The organism is Pedobacter cryoconitis (assembly GCF_014200605.1).
GTDB lineage: Bacteria > Bacteroidota > Bacteroidia > Sphingobacteriales > Sphingobacteriaceae > Pedobacter > Pedobacter cryoconitis_B.
Genome location: NZ_JACHCE010000002.1, coordinates 885518 through 902014 on the forward strand (window position 1 = coordinate 885518; position 16497 = coordinate 902014).

The window sequence follows — 16497 nt, forward strand, 5'->3', positions numbered from 1 at the left end:
CGACAATTAGAATGCAATCGGATATTACACAAAAGAACTTAATCAGGAAATACATTAATCAGGATTGTAGTCCGGAAGAACTGGAAGACATGAAAAAATTAATGCTGCTTCCGGGTACGCAGCAACTTTTTGATGAAGTGCTGGCAGAGAGCTGGACTGGCTTAGTGCAGGAGAAAGATATTGATCAGCCCATATTAAATGAAAGACTTAAAGATTTTTATCAGCGGCTGGAAACAGAAGAAGGCTCGGCCCTGCGAAAGACAAATTCGGAACAAACTGTTATCCGGAAAATAAAAAGAAGAAATTATTTACAGTATGCAGCTGTACTGGCGCTGTTTATTTTCAGTTTCGCAACCTATAGTTTGTTAAAGTTTAAAAAAACTCCCGTTCAGGGATTAGCGGTGTTGCGTCAGGTAGTGAATGCTAACGGACAGCGTTCCACAGTAACTTTGCCAGATAACTCTGAAGTTTTTCTGGGTGCTGGCAGTAAACTTGTTTTCCCGGATAAATTTGCTGCGGGCAGCAGAGAGGTTAAACTGGAAGGTGAAGCATTTTTCCAGGTCACCAAAAATCCAAAGAGACCTTTTATTATCCATACCGGCAATGTGCAGACCAGGGTGCTGGGAACTTCCTTTAAAATTGAAGCATTTAAGAACCGGCCAATTACTGTCGCTGTAGCTACAGGAAAAGTAAGGGTTGATGAGTATACAGGACATCTGGTTAAGTCACTTGCCATATTAACCCCCGGACAGCAGGTTACCTGTCTGATGGGAAATGCGATCATCTCAAAAACAGTCATCGATAATGTAAAGGCATGGAAGGATGGCAGACTGGTATTTAACAAACGCACTTTACAGGATATCACCGCAGAGCTGGAACGCTGGTATGATGTGAAAATAATTTATAAAAATAAAGCTAAGGCAGAAGAAGAACTCAGTGTTGTTTTGCAAGCAAGTGTTCCCCTGCGTAAAATTATGGAAGTGCTGAGTGCTACAGGTCATTTCCATTATAAAATCAATGAGAAAAATATTACGATTAATTAAAGAAAGGGAAATTATGTAAAATTCTACAAACATAAATGCTCCCCGCCTGAAAGGCAGGAAGCAAATTTAATGACCAAAAACCGTGTGATTTCGACGTCCTCCGGTTTCAGTAAACAGATCATCGCCTCGCAGCGAATAAACCCGTAATGTTCAAAAATATGCAAAAAGGATTAAATCATTATCCTTCAATTCAATTTATTATGAGATGCTCTTTTGTAATCATTGTAGTCCAGCTTACTTTTTTAAGTATTCTCGCGGCGAATAATGTAAAGAGCCAGGATCTTGATCATAAAATAAGCCTGCGTCTGGAGAATGTTACCGTAGCAGAAGGCCTGTCTGCCATAGGCAAACAGGGTAATATTAAATTTTCAGTCAGAGAGCAATCCATGAAAATGGTGACAAAGAATGTAACCCTTGTTTCTGCTCAGATTACAGTAAGAGAAGCGATCAACCGACTTTTAATTCATACTGGTTTACAATATAAACTTGTAGAAGGTTATGTCGTAGTTGATCAGAAGCCAGTACCCATTATAATTAGCGGGACTGTTACCGACGAAAACTCAAAAGAAACCCTGATCGGGGTAAGTGTGAAGATCAAAGGAACAGGTAGTGCGGTATCAACTGATGCAAACGGTAAATTCCGTATGACTATACCCGAAGGGGGGGCTGTACTGATCATTTCTTATATGGGATATCAGACACGTGAGGTTAGGGTAGATGGAAAATCAAAAGAAATCAATATTAGTTTAAAGGCATCTTCAACCCAGTTGGGTGAAGTCACAGTTCAGGCAAGGAGAAAGACCAATACTGAGTCTGCCGTATTAGATGAAAGAAAAAAATCAGCTACAGTACAGGATGCGATATCTGCTGTACAAATAGAGCGTACAGCGAGTATCACAACTACCCAGGCTTTACAGCGGGTATCGGGTGTAACTGTTACTGATGATAAATATGTTGCGATCCGGGGATTAGGGGACAGGAGTGTAATTGCGCAGCTGAACGGTATCCGTCTTGCTTCTTCAGATCCGGACCGCAGTGCAATTCCCCTGGACCTTGTCCCGGCCTCGCTTTTAGATAACATTACTATTTATAAAACTGTAACACCAGATAAACCAGCCGATGCGGCTGCGGGTATCGTGGAACTAAAAACTAAATCAGTACCAGACAGTATGGTATTTGATCTGATTATGCAATCCGGTTTTAATTCTAATATAGGAATAGGCGGAAAGGTGAATAGTTTTTATAACAGTGATATGGGCTTTTTAGGTAATAATATCAATAAAAAGAACCTTTCACAGGATTTCTTAAATCTGGCACAGCAATATAAAGGTGGTTTACCTCAAATTCAAAAAATGATTGCCAATAGCGGTTATAGCCCTGCGGTAAAACAGGAAGTTAACCGCATTAATGGAATTATGCAGGGATTTGATCCGGTTTTAACAACAGGTTACAAACAGGCGCCCTTAAACCAGTTGTATTCTGCCACTTTTGGTAACAGTTATAAACTGTTTAAAACACACAAATTGGGTGTAATTGCAGGTGCAAATTATTATCGCCGTACCACAGATATTTATAACGGGGATATCCAGCAGTATAGTATTTACCAGGGGGTGGTAACCGGAAATCCTCAGGTGAGCAGTCCACGAAATATTCCAAATTATATTACGCCGAATAGCCTGTTTATGGGCAAGTATCAGACTTATAAGGAGAATACAGGTACAGAGACACTGAACTATGGCGGCCTGTTAGGTTTGACTTACCGCTTTAGTCCGCAGCACGAGATCAGTATGCAATATCTGGGCAGCTGGGGTGGTGAAACACAAGCTACAAATATGAGGGGGAGATATGAATATACCGGGTTACCAGGAGAGGTAAACAGTACTATTTATTCCTTAAAACAATCTTACCGTAAGCTGAATACTTTCAACTTACAGGGAGAGCATAAATTTTTAAAGGGAGAATATTCTCCAAGATTAAGTTATAATATAGCGAGTTCAAAAGCTGGCCAGAATGATCCTGATTATCGTTTTGTTACCCTTGCAGATTATGCTCCACGTAGTGATTCGTATTATGGACAGCCTCAAACGGGGCCGATTGCTGCCAATCCGGGAATGGGATCTACCAGGCACCTGTATGCACTTTCTTCTGGTTATGTAAACGGATTTGGTGCTTATGGTATTATCCAGGCAGAACCTAACGGCCGCCGTTATAGAAATCTGGATGAAACAAACTATAATTATAAAGCAGATGTAAGTCTTCCATTCAAGTTTCTGGGACAGAAACAGGAATTCAAAACGGGGGTTAATTATTTGAACCGCGACCGTGTATTTACAGAGAATGTACTTTTCTTACCAGGCTCTAATTTTTCTTCTCTGGGTTCTTTACCATTATATACTGTAGAAGGGAATCTGAACCGTTTGGTCAGCAACGAAATCATCGGTATCCATGCGATGACCCCTGGTACAGGTGAAGGTGCAGGGCCGGTTGGCGGATTTTTATATAACAGTCAGAAATCGCCAAATAACTATACAGGTTTCTTTGAAACCAAGGCAGCCTATGCTATGCTCGATTTAAAAGTAATCCAGGATCTGAGAGTTACAGGTGGATTACGTTTTGAATCTACCAATATCCAGTCCAAAGTAGATACAGCAGGCGTTTTTCTTGATCCGGCGTTAACTACGCCTGGAGCAGGTGGTGTTCGTATTCCTTTATCACTGACAAGCCCTAATTCAGTTTACAAAACTGGTTACAAGCCATTTTACTCTTTAAATATGACCTACAGCTTAAAAGATAAAATGAATTTCAGAGCCGGATACAATACCACACTTGCCAGACCTGAACTCAGAGAAATCACCAATGTATTTGAATTTGATGCTTTTCAGATGGGATTGGTTGTAGGTAACCCTAACCTGGTTAATCAGTCTACTCAGAATCTTGATTTCCGCTGGGAATATTTTCCGAATAACGGAGAGGTAATAGCAGTCTCCCTATTTGGTAAACGTATCAAAAATCAGTTATACAAAGTATTTAGTTTAAAGACCAGTGGCCTTGCCGCAACTTATCCTGAATATCCGACTATCAGGTTCGAGAATGACCCGAATATTGGTAAAGTATGGGGAGTAGAATTTGAAATTGTAAAAGATCTGGGTAGAATCTGGGACCCGCTTAATAATTTCTTTATTGGCTCAAACCTTTTACTGGCACAAAGTGATATTAAAAAATCACCAGAACGTTTAGAAGCGAACCGCTCTTTAGACAGACACACGCCAGATAACAGTCCGTTGTTTGAACAAGCTCCTTATTCTATAAACGGCTGGTTAAACTATAACAATAAACGTTCAGGTACAAGTCTGACAGGAACCTTTAATATGGTAGGAGAGCGCCTGGTACAAATCAACCTGACCGGTGAACCTGATCTCTATACACGTCCTGTACCAGTACTTGATTTTGTGTTCAGTCAGCGCATTTTAAAGCGCGTGATTTTTAAAGGTTATATCAAGAACATGCTAAACCCAGCAGTGCAGACTGTATATGCAAATCCCGGAACCGGTGGTACATGGTACGGGAACAAATACATCAACCGGAGTTTCAAGCGCGGTACTGAATTTATGATGGGATTCACTTATAACTTGTTTTAACAATGAAAGAACTAAAGAAATATCTTAAAGTAACTCCTTTGATGCTGGTTTCGCTACTGGTTCTGGCTGGTTGCAAAAAAGAAAAAATAGACTCCGGATATGATAACCGTGTTATAACCGATGCACGTAAAAGTTCATCTGTAAGAATTATCAATCTTTCAGGATATAATCAGGTAATAGCAAATGGAGATACACTGACTAACTATATCATCAGAAAACCTAACGATCCTCTGGAGTCTTTTTATCCGGGTACGAATTACTTTCCTGACAATGGGCGTTTAGGTACGACCTGGAATATTCAGCAGAGTTTTTTAAAAAACGGGACTGCTAAAGTATTGGTAGAGCGTATTGCCTATCAATCCGCAAAGGATACATTGGGACTGAATGTGAAAGAAGATGCACAGCCAGCAGATTACTATTTGCTGCCAGGGGCAAATGTACAGGTAACTGGTCAGCCAGACTTTATCAAAGTGCCAAGATCAATTGCGGCAGCTTCTAACCCGGCCAGTTTCAAGGTCAGGATACTGAATCTTTCCGCAACAGTAAAGCCTGAACAGGGAATGGAAAGTATTAACGGGCCGATGAGCCTGGCCTGGGCTGATGGGACGCTCATCAGCAGTAAAACCAATAATATTCTTCCGGGACAGTATTCAGACTATATTGAACTGCCTTATACCACTGCTCAGTTAAAGGTACTTACGCCTGCTGGTATACAGGTGCCTGGCTTTGGTGATGGACAAATTCTGAATCCTTCAACTTCAACTATAGAAGGACTGACTATGACTTATGTTCCTATAAAAACTTATGTTCCGGGTGGGGTCTATACCATAGTTGTCGCAGCCAGAGAATTTAAGATTCCTTACAGAAGTTCTAATACAGGAGAAACTGTAACAGGATATCAAAACAGCTTAAGAGTGATCAACGATGTCAGCGAACCAGTAAATTTAACCTACGGACGTCTGCAAGCTGTAAATGCTATTCCGGGGATCAATGGAATGAAGGTATTGGTGAATGGAAAAGCGCTTGGGGCACCAATGAACTATACCGCACAAACCAGCTATGAACCTTTCGTGATCGGAAATTATAAAATTGAAGCAACAGATGCTTCAGGAACTGTAATTGCAAGTAATTCTTTAAATCTTGGTGCCAATACCAATTTTACACTGTGGGTGCATCCTGATGCCAGCGGTAAAACAACGATCAGTGCAGTGGCCAATGACCTGAGCGGGACCTTGTATGCAGGTACCGGCAATGGCGATGATGCGACTTACTCCCGTTACACGGCAGGCTTCCCGTTCAATATCCGTTTTTTAAATCTTTGTCCGGATATGCCTTATTTATCACTGACTACTAACAATGCACAGGATTTTCAAGGGCCATATGGATTTAATACTGCTGCAGTGAAAAACCTCAGACCTGGCATATTTCCTATAGAATTCCCTTATGTCATACCTCCGTACGATGCGAAGCCTTATCAGATTCTGGCATTCCGTTCTTCGCCAACGGTATTTCCTGGAACCTGGGCAAGTGATATACCCGTAGTGAACAGTAAGGATTTAATAGCAAGACCAGAACTATATGTCAGGGGGAATCTGCCCAATCAGGAGCCGGGTTTTTATACGATAGCCTTAGTTGGCAGTACAAGCCCGTCTGCACCTGCTGACAAGAAAGCAAAAATGATCATTGTGAAACACAGTAAATAGATGTTAGTTATGCCACAATCAAGATTAAAAAATATCCTGTTAAGCCCGATAATCCTATTGCTTTTTGCAGCAGGGTGCAGCAAGGTAGAATATGCAAAAATAGATGACCCGGCTTATTTAAGAGTTTTTAATAACCTTAATTATACCATAGGCCTGGATAATAAAGATGAGGCTGTGCCCTTTCTGACTATGCTGATAGATCCGGAAATGGATAAGGATGGGATACCGGTAAAAGCTGCTGTTAAAGGCGACTTTCTGGATCAGCGTGAACCTTATGCCCCGCCATATCCTTCCCATATAGGAACAGGCATTTCTTATAAAAATGTAGAATATCCGGGAAAAGAGAATGTACTGGTCGGTCCGATACTTAATGGTTTCGATCTGAGCAGCTGGGCCCAGATTCCTTCCGGTAAACACCGGGTTGTATTTCTGTTCAGACCGGTTAATAATGTTCCTTTTTTTGACCTGGACACTAAGCTTAAACGGAGTGTTTTAATAGATACAACGATGGTCCTTGACGCAAAGGAAGTATATACGCTGCATGTCCTTCAAAAGAATTTTGTGACCAAGAAGAACGGCGTTTATTTAAGAAAAGAGAATTTTCATAAACTGTCCTTATCAGACTCTCTGGTTTATGTCAATTTTTATAACATGAGTGCAAAGGGTTTTGTGAATGCCAGTAAAGATCAGAAAACAAGCTATAAAAAATCAGGAGCATTATATGGTGGAATTAAAGATGAGATGAATATTTTTTATTCTTTATATACCAGTGAAAAAACGATGAAAGGTCCTGTGTATGGTTATCAGAATATATTATTAGGTAAACTGACCCGCAACTCAGAAGTTCTTGAAGTTAGCCCGTATTATAATTTTCCGCTGTTTGCAGATGGCAAATCCAATGGAAAATTTACTAATATCTGGCAGCGGCTCGATCTGATGACACCAGGAATGGACCCTGCAAATAACCCATATGAAGCCTTTCAAATGGAGACCGATGGAAACTGGGCTCCGGTTAACTGTATGACAGATGGGAAATCACAGCTGATAGGTAATGATAATGCTGCTCAATTACCGAATATGATTGTAAATATTCATTCTGGTGTTTATAATCCGCGCTCATTCTCTACAGTAAACACGATTGAGATTGTCAATGGGAATGTTTATCTCACTACTGTGCAGCGGAAATATGCACCTCCAATTTATTAACCTGGAAGATCAGACCTTAAATAATTAAATTCTAATGAATACTAGAAAATCAATCAAAAAATTACTTCTGCTGATCCCTGTTTTATTGCTGCTGTTTAATTCCTGCAAGCATGAAGACCTGGAAATTGCAAAAGAAAATGAGAATTTCAGGCTAGCCTCAGATTTTATTAAAAATAATTATGACATGAGCCTTTTTTATGCCGCTATAGAAAAAGCAGGCATGAAAGCTCAACTACAGGGGCCAGGTCCATTTACAGTGCTTGTACCTAATAACCTGGCATTTCAGCAGATTGGAATCAGCAGGCCATCTGATTTTGACAAGATGAATCAGGATAGTCTGAAAAGTCTCGTACAGCGCCATGTTCTGAATTACCGTCTGCTAACCAGGGATATCCCTTTAAATGGAGTAGATATCCGGTATCTTACCCTTGCGGGAGAGGAGCTCTATACTACTTCTTCAAATTTTAACCCCAAAGGGTTTGCGAATTATCAGCTTGATCTTTTTTTCAATGGAGCTGCTGTTGTTAAAGAAGATGTGAACCTGGCTAACGGAGCTCTTCATGTCATCAATAAGGTGATGAAATATACACCTAAAAGTACCGTGCAGGACTGGCTGGCCAAACGTCCTCAGTATAGCATTTTTGTCAGCGGGTTAAAAAAATTCGGTCTTTGGGACAAATTAGCAACAGCAGGCCCTTTTACCGTGTTTGCGCCTCAGAATAAGGAATTTGAAGCCAGCAATATTACCGAAGCTTCTATTGCTGCCTTAAACACAAAGAATTATAATGGCAAAAGGCTTTTTGGTGGATATGTTATGGATAAAAAGCACTTCTTTATTTCTGATTTTTTTGCTTTCAAGTTTATCAATGATGAAACTGTCTTTATCAGAAAAGTGGATGATGATAACTGGCTGATGATTATGAACTCTGCTTCAGATTCTTTTAACAGGCTCAATACATTGACACTCAACTTAAGGACGCCTGTTGATTTTTATACAAACTACAATACGATCTATGCTTCAACCCCGGGGTTATCGGATAATCTGACAGACAATGGACTGGTACATGATGTTCAGGGACTTTTACTCTTACCTGAGCAGGCGCTAATTAATAACTCACCAAATAACTAAGCAAATGAAACTGATCAAATTATTAATGTGCTGCTTGCTTATTGTTATGCTGGCATCATGCAGAAAAGCAGAGTTTATGCCCGAAGAAGAAGGGCAGCCTGTACCACATACTGATATTACGATTACTTTAAAAGAAGTGTTAACTGCTTCTCCCTATACGCTGTTCAAGGCGGCCTGGCAACGCAGTAATATGGACAAGATTATAAAGGCAAAAGGAAATAAGGTTCCTTTGATTTTACTGGTCCCTTCGGATGCTGCCTTTATTGCAGATGGATTAACGCTGGAGGTTATCAATAAAACAACCCCCGAACTACTCGATAGCGTCTTGTTGTACCATGCTATAGCAGGAAATATGAAGGTAGAGGATTTCAAGGTAAGTGAAAATCGTTTTACAGGCAGAACCATGCTTGAAAATCCAAATCTGAGAGTTAAACCTGCAGTTTCAGGAGAGTCACCATTTGACATCTATATATATCTGCACTATTTAAAATATGCTGACGGAGGACTTTTTATTAACGGTAAAAAAGAGAGTACTACAGCCCCGGTGCAGGCGAAAGATGGTGTTTTATGGCCGGTAGATCATGTACTGCATAAACCTGCCAAAACAATTTTACAGGTATTAGAAGAAGATGGGCGTTTTGGGATGTTTCTGGAACTAAACCTGCGTAACGACGCATTAATTACAGAATTTAGTGAGGGAGCTGTTTTTCATGATTTTACACAGGGAATAACCTTAGCACCTTTTGCGAATTATAATGTGGTTTTCAATTCTATTTTCGCTATTCCTGACGAAGTTTTTCATCAGGCAGGCTTTAATACAGTAGATGATGTTTTAGCCCTGAACGACAGGAATCCAACTCCTTACTTTGATTATGATACTTATACACTGATAGGTGGACTGGCAACTGATACATTAGTAGCTTATAATCGCTGGGGCGCTACGTTTTCTTATAATGACCCTCAGTCAGGAAGAGGAGAGCAGGGGTTAACTAATTTTTACACGAATGATCTGACCAATAACTTGTTGTCAAATTATACTATAGTTAGCTCGGGGGCTTATGGCAAATTACCCGTTTATACGAATCCATTGGAATTTAGTAAAGAAGGAGGAACAGTAAAAGTGAAGGTTAAGGGAGCCAATTACCCTGCTGCAGCAATTACAGATCCGGATATCAATACCATAATGGGCCCTGTGCATGTGGTAGACCATTTTATGGTGCCTAAGGGTTTCAAATTGAAATAGCTTATCAATACTAAAGATTTAACAGCAGACCAATGAATAACTATAAATATATTTTACTGTGTTTACTCGCTTTTAGTCTGAGCCTGTACAGTTGTAAAAAAGATAAAGAACAAACTAAAGACGGAGATACCAATAAGATCAGTACTGTTGTAGCTGATAACTTTAATCTATCTATCTTCAATACGGGCCTTATCAGATCTGGTTTAAAAGCCAGATTGCTGGAACCAGGACCTTTTACTGCAATTACCCCTTCGGATGCCGCTTTCGCACTGGCAGGTTTTAAGACCGCTGCGGATGTTTTAGGTGCAGAACCGGCAAGGGTTTCTGCGATTATGAATTACCATATCCTGGATGGGAAGTATGAACTGAATAAACTGCCTTTTTTGTTTAATCAGGAGATCCGTTCAGGTAATGGAGGGAAGCTCTTTGTTACCCATTGGGTAAAAGGTGCAGATACAGTACTGACTATTAATGGTTCAAAAGTAATCTCGCAAAACATCAGGGCGTCCAATGGCCTGATACAGGTAATTGACCAGATGCTGGAGCCTTATACACACGAACTGATCATCGATGCGATTGCTTCTGACCGGAATGTAAGTCTGTTTTATCAGGCACTTCAACGTTCGGGGGTAATTGAAACCTTAAAAGGCAAGGGCCCTTATACAATATTTGCACCAAACAATGCTGCTATGACCACATTTGGTTTGCCTTCACTGGAGGCTATCAATCAGATGGATCCGGCTGTATTAGCAACTGTAGTACGTTATCATATCCTGTCAGACCGCAGGTTTATTTACGATTATGTACTCAGTACAGGTAGCTCTATGCTTACTCAGCAGACCATGCTGGATGGAAATTCAGTTCAAATCAAGCTGATCGATGTGTACTCCCCTCAGGGAGCTACTAAAAGTATTAGTTTAAAAGGAACGGGTAACACGACAGAAGTCCAGCTGGATCCCACTAAAAAAGATGTGCTGACAGGAAATGGTGTATTGCATACCATTAAGAATGTACTGAAGATCACACAGTAATTAAACATTAAGATTTTAGAGATGACATTAACTCAGATATTCAAAAAAATAAGTGTGCTCTTGTTTTTGCTGCTCCCCTTTATGGTTAGCGGGCAGGAAACCAGCGGAACATTAAGCGGAACAGTATATGATGCAGCAGGACAGACATTGCCGGGTGCATCTGTTATTGCAATTCACCAGCCATCAGGTACTAAATATGCCACATCGGCCGATAAAAACGGACGTTATTATCTGACTAACCTCAGGATAGGCGGACCATACATTGTAGAAGCTGCGATGATTAGTATGAAAAGTGACAAAAAAGAAGGAATATCCATTCGTTTAGGGGCGGCTATTCAACTGAATTTTGCATTAACTGACCAAAGTCAGCAGCTGGCCGAGGTTACAGTCAAAGCGACCAAAAGAGGGGCGCAGGCAAGTACTTACGGATCGGGTAAAAATATCAATGCAGACCAGGTCCGTAATATGGCAACTGTATCACGCAGTATTACCGATATCACCCGTCTGGTTCCGCAGGCAAGTAAAGACAATAGTTTTGGAGGGGCCAACTTCAGGTACAATAACGTCACTATTGACGGAGCGGTAAATAATGATGCTATCGGTTTCAGTCCGTCTTTAGGTGGACAATCCGGTACTTCTGGTATGGCAGGAAGCTCTACCCGCACCAATCCGATTTCTCTTGATGCGATTGAGGATATGCAGGTTTACCTTGCGCCTTATGATGTGAAGATTGGTAATTTTACCGGTGGTTCGGTCAATGCCGTAACACGCAGCGGAACCAACACTTTAAGCGGGTCTGTTTATGGTTTTGGCCGTAACGCAGCGTTAACAGGAAATGACCGCGTAGGTACATTAGGTAAAATGAATAGTGATTTCTCTGATTATCAGACCGGTTTCCGTGTAGGTTTTCCAATTATCAGGAACAAATTGTTTTTCTTCAGTAATGAAGAGATTACCCGCAGGAATGACCCAACTCAATTAAACGTTGGACAGTTGGAAACCAGCCGTATACTAACAATCGCAGATGCAAATGCAATTACTGCTGCGGGTTTTATTGACGCTGGTACTGCCGGAGAATTTACTACCTATGCCAAATCCCGCAAGTTCTTTAATAGGATAGACTGGAATATCAGTGATAAACTTCAGCTGGCTGTAAGAAATAATACAATTATCTCTGAAGCTACCCATATGGACCGCGATCAGCAGGATTTCAGGTTCAGCAGCATGGCCTTTTTGCAGAAAAATAAGCAGACAGCTACAGTTGCAGAATTGAAAAGCAGAATGAGTAATAGCCTCTCAGGTAATTTTCTGGTTGGTTATACCCGTGTAAATGACTCCAGAGATCCACTGGGTGACCCAAGCGCACCACAGGTACAGATTATGGGCCGTACGCCTGGTACAACTATTTACCTGGGAACAGATCGTGAGGCAAGTATCTTTAACATGAAACAGCGCACATTAGAGCTGACAGCGAACCTGAACTGGAATATCGGTAAACATACACTGACTATGGGTACGCATAACGAGTTGTACAAAATCAATTACGGATTTGTAAACTCCTGGAATGGGAGGGTTGATTATCTGAGTATAGATGATTATTTGAATAATAACCCTTACCGTGTGAGAGGTTCTTACAACTATACCAATAACAACAGAGATTATATCCTGAATAATCCGGGTGCAATTTTTAATGTGAATATGTATAGTGTGTATTTCCAGGATGAAATCCGGGTGTCAGATAAATTAAAAGTGATTCCGGGTCTGAGAGCAGATCTGACAGACCTGCCGCAAAGACCAGGTCTGAGTGATAAAACACATACCGCATTGACAGACCCTAATTTTGGGACTACCTATACCTATACACCACTTAACAGAATTGGAAATAACTTTTTGAATAAAGTGCAAATCTCTCCAAGAGTTGGTTTCCGTTATGACTGGTTAGGTGATCAGAGCCTGATTTTAAGAGGAGGAGCTGGTTTATTTACAGGAAGAATCCCTATGGCCTGGTTAGCTTATGCCTTCTACAATACGGGGGACAGTTATGGCGGATTTGATCAGAAAGCAGATCAAAAACCATTTGTACCGGGTACAAATCCGCTTAAAGGCGGTCCTAACGGTATTGGTGGTTTTATCCAGGAGAACGGTGCCATCATCAATAATCCTAACAGTGGTAAAACACAGGCAGATTTAGTAGACAATGGTTTTGTAATGCCTCAGGTATTAAGAACAAGTTTAGCGCTGGACTATACCACAGCAAGCCAGTGGAAATTTAGTGTAGAAGCAATCTATACCAAAAACATCAAAGATGTACTTTTCCAGCAATTGAATGTTCAGGATAATCCAACTTATTATCCTTATGATAAATTGCGTCAGCAGCCAATTTACAGCGGTACAGTAGATCCGCGTTTTTCTAATACTTATTTACTGAGCAATACCAATAAAGGTTACAGATACAGTTTAACAGGAAGTATCAGTAAAACTATTGCAGATGTATTGCAGGCTTCAGTATCCTATACTTACGGACAGTCAAAAGATCTTTCAAACGGAGTACGTAACTCGATGGAATCCAACTGGCAGTTAAATCAGTCATTAGTACCTAATAACCCAGGTTTGGCTAACAGTAATTTTGATATCAGAAACCGTATTGTAAGTAGCATCAGCTATAATAAAATCTGGAGTAAAGCAGGCAGAACCAATGTGTCCTTATTTTTCAGTGCACAGTCGGGCAGTCCTTTTACTTACGGAATTGTGAACAACAGTGTACAGGGATTACCGCAGCAGGTGAGTTTAGCTTATATTCCGCAAAGAGAAGAAGCTATCCGTTTCTTCCAGAACAATGCTTCGGGAACCGCAGCACAGCAAGCCGCAGCTTTTAACCAGCTGATTGACGGTAACGAATATCTAAGCAGCAGAAGAGGTGATTATACAGAAAGAAATAAAGGCCGTACACCATGGAATGTACAGGCAGATCTTCACTTATCGCACGATTTATTTATTAACAAAAACAACAAGCAGTTCATTACCCTGACTGCTGATGTAATGAACCTGACTAATCTGATCAATAAGAACTGGGGGATACAATATTTCTCACCAAATACTTTCAATTCTACTTCGAGTGTGGGCCTGACGCCAACTTTGTTCCCACCTCAGCAGAATCCTGGCGGTTATCCGGTTTATACATTTAATGATCCGGGACAACCTTATAGTATTGATTATTATGGATCAAGAACACAGGTGCAATTGGGTGTAAGATATACTTTTTAAAAGACGGGGATGAACCTACATATAAAAAACAAAATGAAGAATCATTGGATATCCAGACAAGCCTTAATTTATAGGGTTATTTGTAGCTTCGGTATAGTAATACTGTTGTTTGCTGCCTGTAAAAAAGACCATACCGAGCCGGTTAAAGAGCCCGTAAAAGTCACTGATTATTATCCTAACAGCGGGAATAAAGGAACACTGGTTACAGTAGAAGGTACAGGTTTTGGCGGTGACGTGTCAGCTGCCTTTTCAGGGACAACCGCAGATATTGTAAGTAGTACAGCTAAAGCTATTGTCATGAGGGCACCTGCCGGCGGTACAAGCGGAGATATCGTGATGAAAGTAAACGGTGAAACAATTACTATTGGTAAATTCACTTACCAGGAGCTGACCATTAAAGGGATCAGTCCTAAAAATGGTGCTGCCGGAACACATATCCGTATTTCGGGAGAAGGTTTTGGCAGTCAGTCGGGGCCTGCGCAAGTATTTATTAATGGAAAAACTGCCCTGATAGTGAGTGCCAGTGATACTTTACTGGTTGCAGAAGTACCAGAAGCAGCAGGAACCGGACCGGTGACCGTAAAGGTAAACGGTAAAGAAGCATCCGGACAGACTTTTAAATATCAATCTATAACAGCTATTAAACCACTTACCGGAGGAAAAGGAACACATGTACGCATTACAGGTTCTGGATTTGAAGAACTGGTACAGGGTAATTATGTTGATTTTAACGGTAAACAGGCTTTAGTAGTAGAAGCTGCAGATGATCATCTTATTGTGATCGCACCGGACGCGGTAAATACTGGTCCTGTATCTGTGACGATCAATAGCCAGAAAGTGACCGGGCCTGCATTTACAGTCGTAGCCTCACCGGTAATTCTGAGTGTGAGTCCGCTGAGTGGTCCGGCTGGTGCAGTAATGACCATTACCGGAACAACATTCAGTACCTTTACAGACGAAAATAAGGTAACAATCAATGGTAAACAGGTTGCATTAATCGCAGCAACTCCTACCAGGATCACCCTGACTATTCCTGGTGGTACTGGAAATGGTAAAATTGTACTGAGTGTAAATGATCAGGTAACTGAAGGACCTGAATTTAAAGATCAGAGTCTGGGTATTTCAAAATTAAGTCCTGAAAATGGTCTGGCAGGTACAAGGGTAACTATTACTGGTACAGGTTTTAATGCTGCTGCCGGACAAAATGCAGTAACCTTTAATGGTAAAAGGGCAACTGTAGTTAGTGCTTCAGAAACCAGTCTGGTTGTTATTGCACCAGAAGGATTTACTTCCGGACCATTAAAAGTTGTAGTTGATGGTCAGACCACCTTTGCTCCCGCAGACTTTAACCGTGCCGGGGTAATTACACTGGCAGGTGGACCAGGTAAGAATGACTTCGTATTTGATGGAAGAAGCGGTGCGATTACCGTAGATACCCATGGAAATGTATATGTACTGGAAGCAAAATTAAACCGGGTTAAGAAAGTTACCCCTGACGGAACTGTTTCTATTTTTGCAGGAAGCCCGTCCGGACAATCAGGATTCAGAAATGGAACAGGGACTGACGCACTTTTTAGCTTAAATGTAGGATCAGGTATGGCTATAGATGATCAGGATAACCTGTTTTTGAGTGATTACGCTAATCAAGTGGTCCGGAAAATCACCCCACAGGGAGTTGTGAGTACATTTGCCACCAATATAGGATACAGCAGCAAGATCGCTTTCGATGAAAAAGGTTTCTTATATGTAATTAATGGATTTTCTAATGCATTGAGATTTGATAAGAATGGTCAGAGATCAACGGTTAATCTCAGTGGAATATTGGAAAGTTCAAGACCGGCAATTTTTGGCGATACTTTCTATGCAGTGAGCAACGAATCAATTTATGTGACCAGCACTGATTTCACGGGTAAAAGAAACCCAAGTCTTTGCGGTGCTAACTATGGCTACGCAGATGGTATTGGACCAGCAGCAATGTTTACCGATATCAATGGTTTAACTTCTGATGGAAAAGGAAATATCCTGATCGCTGATAATGGTAACCGTGCAATCAGAAATGTCAATATTTCAACCAGAGAAGTAACTACTATTGCAAAATTTGTTACTGGCAGCAATGATGGAAGTCTTGGTGAGGCCCGGTTTGGCTCTATGGGAGATATAGCCATTGGCAAAGATGGAACGCTGTACATTATTGATTACAATAACAATGCAGTAAGAAAAGTTTTCCTTAAATAAGATCT

General features: G+C 40.9%; 9 protein-coding genes. All 9 read left to right on the forward strand.

Annotated elements, in window-relative coordinates:
* Positions 1-11 precede the first annotated feature (11 nt).
* The 9 genes from HDE68_RS09930 to HDE68_RS09970 all read left to right on the forward strand — a co-directional run bounded on the left by HDE68_RS09930 (position 12) and on the right by HDE68_RS09970 (position 16492).
* Positions 12-1043: a FecR family protein gene (locus HDE68_RS09930; RefSeq protein ID WP_183881373.1), complete on the forward strand. Its 1032-nt coding sequence runs from the start codon at positions 12-14 to the stop codon at positions 1041-1043.
* Positions 1044-1243: 200 nt separating this feature from the next.
* On the forward strand, positions 1244-4681 hold the full coding sequence (locus HDE68_RS09935; RefSeq protein ID WP_260171731.1) for a carboxypeptidase-like regulatory domain-containing protein: 3438 nt from the start codon (positions 1244-1246) through the stop codon (positions 4679-4681).
* 2 nt (positions 4682-4683) lie between these two features.
* Positions 4684-6384 (forward strand): DUF4397 domain-containing protein, encoded by a 1701-nt coding sequence (locus tag HDE68_RS09940; protein WP_183881377.1) that lies wholly within the window; start codon positions 4684-4686, stop codon positions 6382-6384.
* A 9-nt stretch (positions 6385-6393) separates the two neighbouring features.
* Positions 6394-7590 (forward strand): hypothetical protein, encoded by a 1197-nt coding sequence (locus HDE68_RS09945; protein WP_183881378.1) that lies wholly within the window; start codon positions 6394-6396, stop codon positions 7588-7590.
* Positions 7591-7624: 34 nt separating this feature from the next.
* Positions 7625-8719, forward strand: a complete 1095-nt coding sequence (locus HDE68_RS09950) for a fasciclin domain-containing protein (RefSeq protein ID WP_183881380.1) — start codon at positions 7625-7627, stop codon at positions 8717-8719.
* Between the two features lie 4 nt (positions 8720-8723).
* Positions 8724-9962 carry a fasciclin domain-containing protein gene (locus HDE68_RS09955; RefSeq protein WP_183881382.1) on the forward strand — a complete coding sequence of 413 codons (1239 nt, stop codon included), beginning with the start codon at positions 8724-8726 and terminating at the stop codon, positions 9960-9962.
* 32 nt (positions 9963-9994) lie between these two features.
* Positions 9995-10993 carry a fasciclin domain-containing protein gene (locus HDE68_RS09960; protein ID WP_183881384.1) on the forward strand — a complete coding sequence of 333 codons (999 nt, stop codon included), beginning with the start codon at positions 9995-9997 and terminating at the stop codon, positions 10991-10993.
* A 21-nt stretch (positions 10994-11014) separates the two neighbouring features.
* Positions 11015-14257 carry a TonB-dependent receptor domain-containing protein gene (locus tag HDE68_RS09965; RefSeq protein WP_183881386.1) on the forward strand — a complete coding sequence of 1081 codons (3243 nt, stop codon included), beginning with the start codon at positions 11015-11017 and terminating at the stop codon, positions 14255-14257.
* A gap of 33 nt (positions 14258-14290) precedes the next feature.
* Positions 14291-16492 (forward strand): IPT/TIG domain-containing protein, encoded by a 2202-nt coding sequence (locus HDE68_RS09970; RefSeq protein ID WP_183881388.1) that lies wholly within the window; start codon positions 14291-14293, stop codon positions 16490-16492.
* Positions 16493-16497 lie beyond the last annotated feature (5 nt).

Coding starts and splice junctions, on each gene's coding strand:
- HDE68_RS09930 (WP_183881373.1), top strand. CDS start 12: ATGCAATCGGATATTACACAAAAGAACTTAATCAGGAAATACATTAAT.
- HDE68_RS09940 (WP_183881377.1), top strand. CDS start 4,684: ATGAAAGAACTAAAGAAATATCTTAAAGTAACTCCTTTGATGCTGGTT.
- HDE68_RS09965 (WP_183881386.1), top strand. CDS start 11,015: ATGACATTAACTCAGATATTCAAAAAAATAAGTGTGCTCTTGTTTTTG.
- HDE68_RS09945 (WP_183881378.1), top strand. CDS start 6,394: ATGCCACAATCAAGATTAAAAAATATCCTGTTAAGCCCGATAATCCTA.
- HDE68_RS09935 (WP_260171731.1), top strand. CDS start 1,244: ATGAGATGCTCTTTTGTAATCATTGTAGTCCAGCTTACTTTTTTAAGT.
- HDE68_RS09960 (WP_183881384.1), top strand. CDS start 9,995: ATGAATAACTATAAATATATTTTACTGTGTTTACTCGCTTTTAGTCTG.
- HDE68_RS09970 (WP_183881388.1), top strand. CDS start 14,291: ATGAAGAATCATTGGATATCCAGACAAGCCTTAATTTATAGGGTTATT.
- HDE68_RS09950 (WP_183881380.1), top strand. CDS start 7,625: ATGAATACTAGAAAATCAATCAAAAAATTACTTCTGCTGATCCCTGTT.
- HDE68_RS09955 (WP_183881382.1), top strand. CDS start 8,724: ATGAAACTGATCAAATTATTAATGTGCTGCTTGCTTATTGTTATGCTG.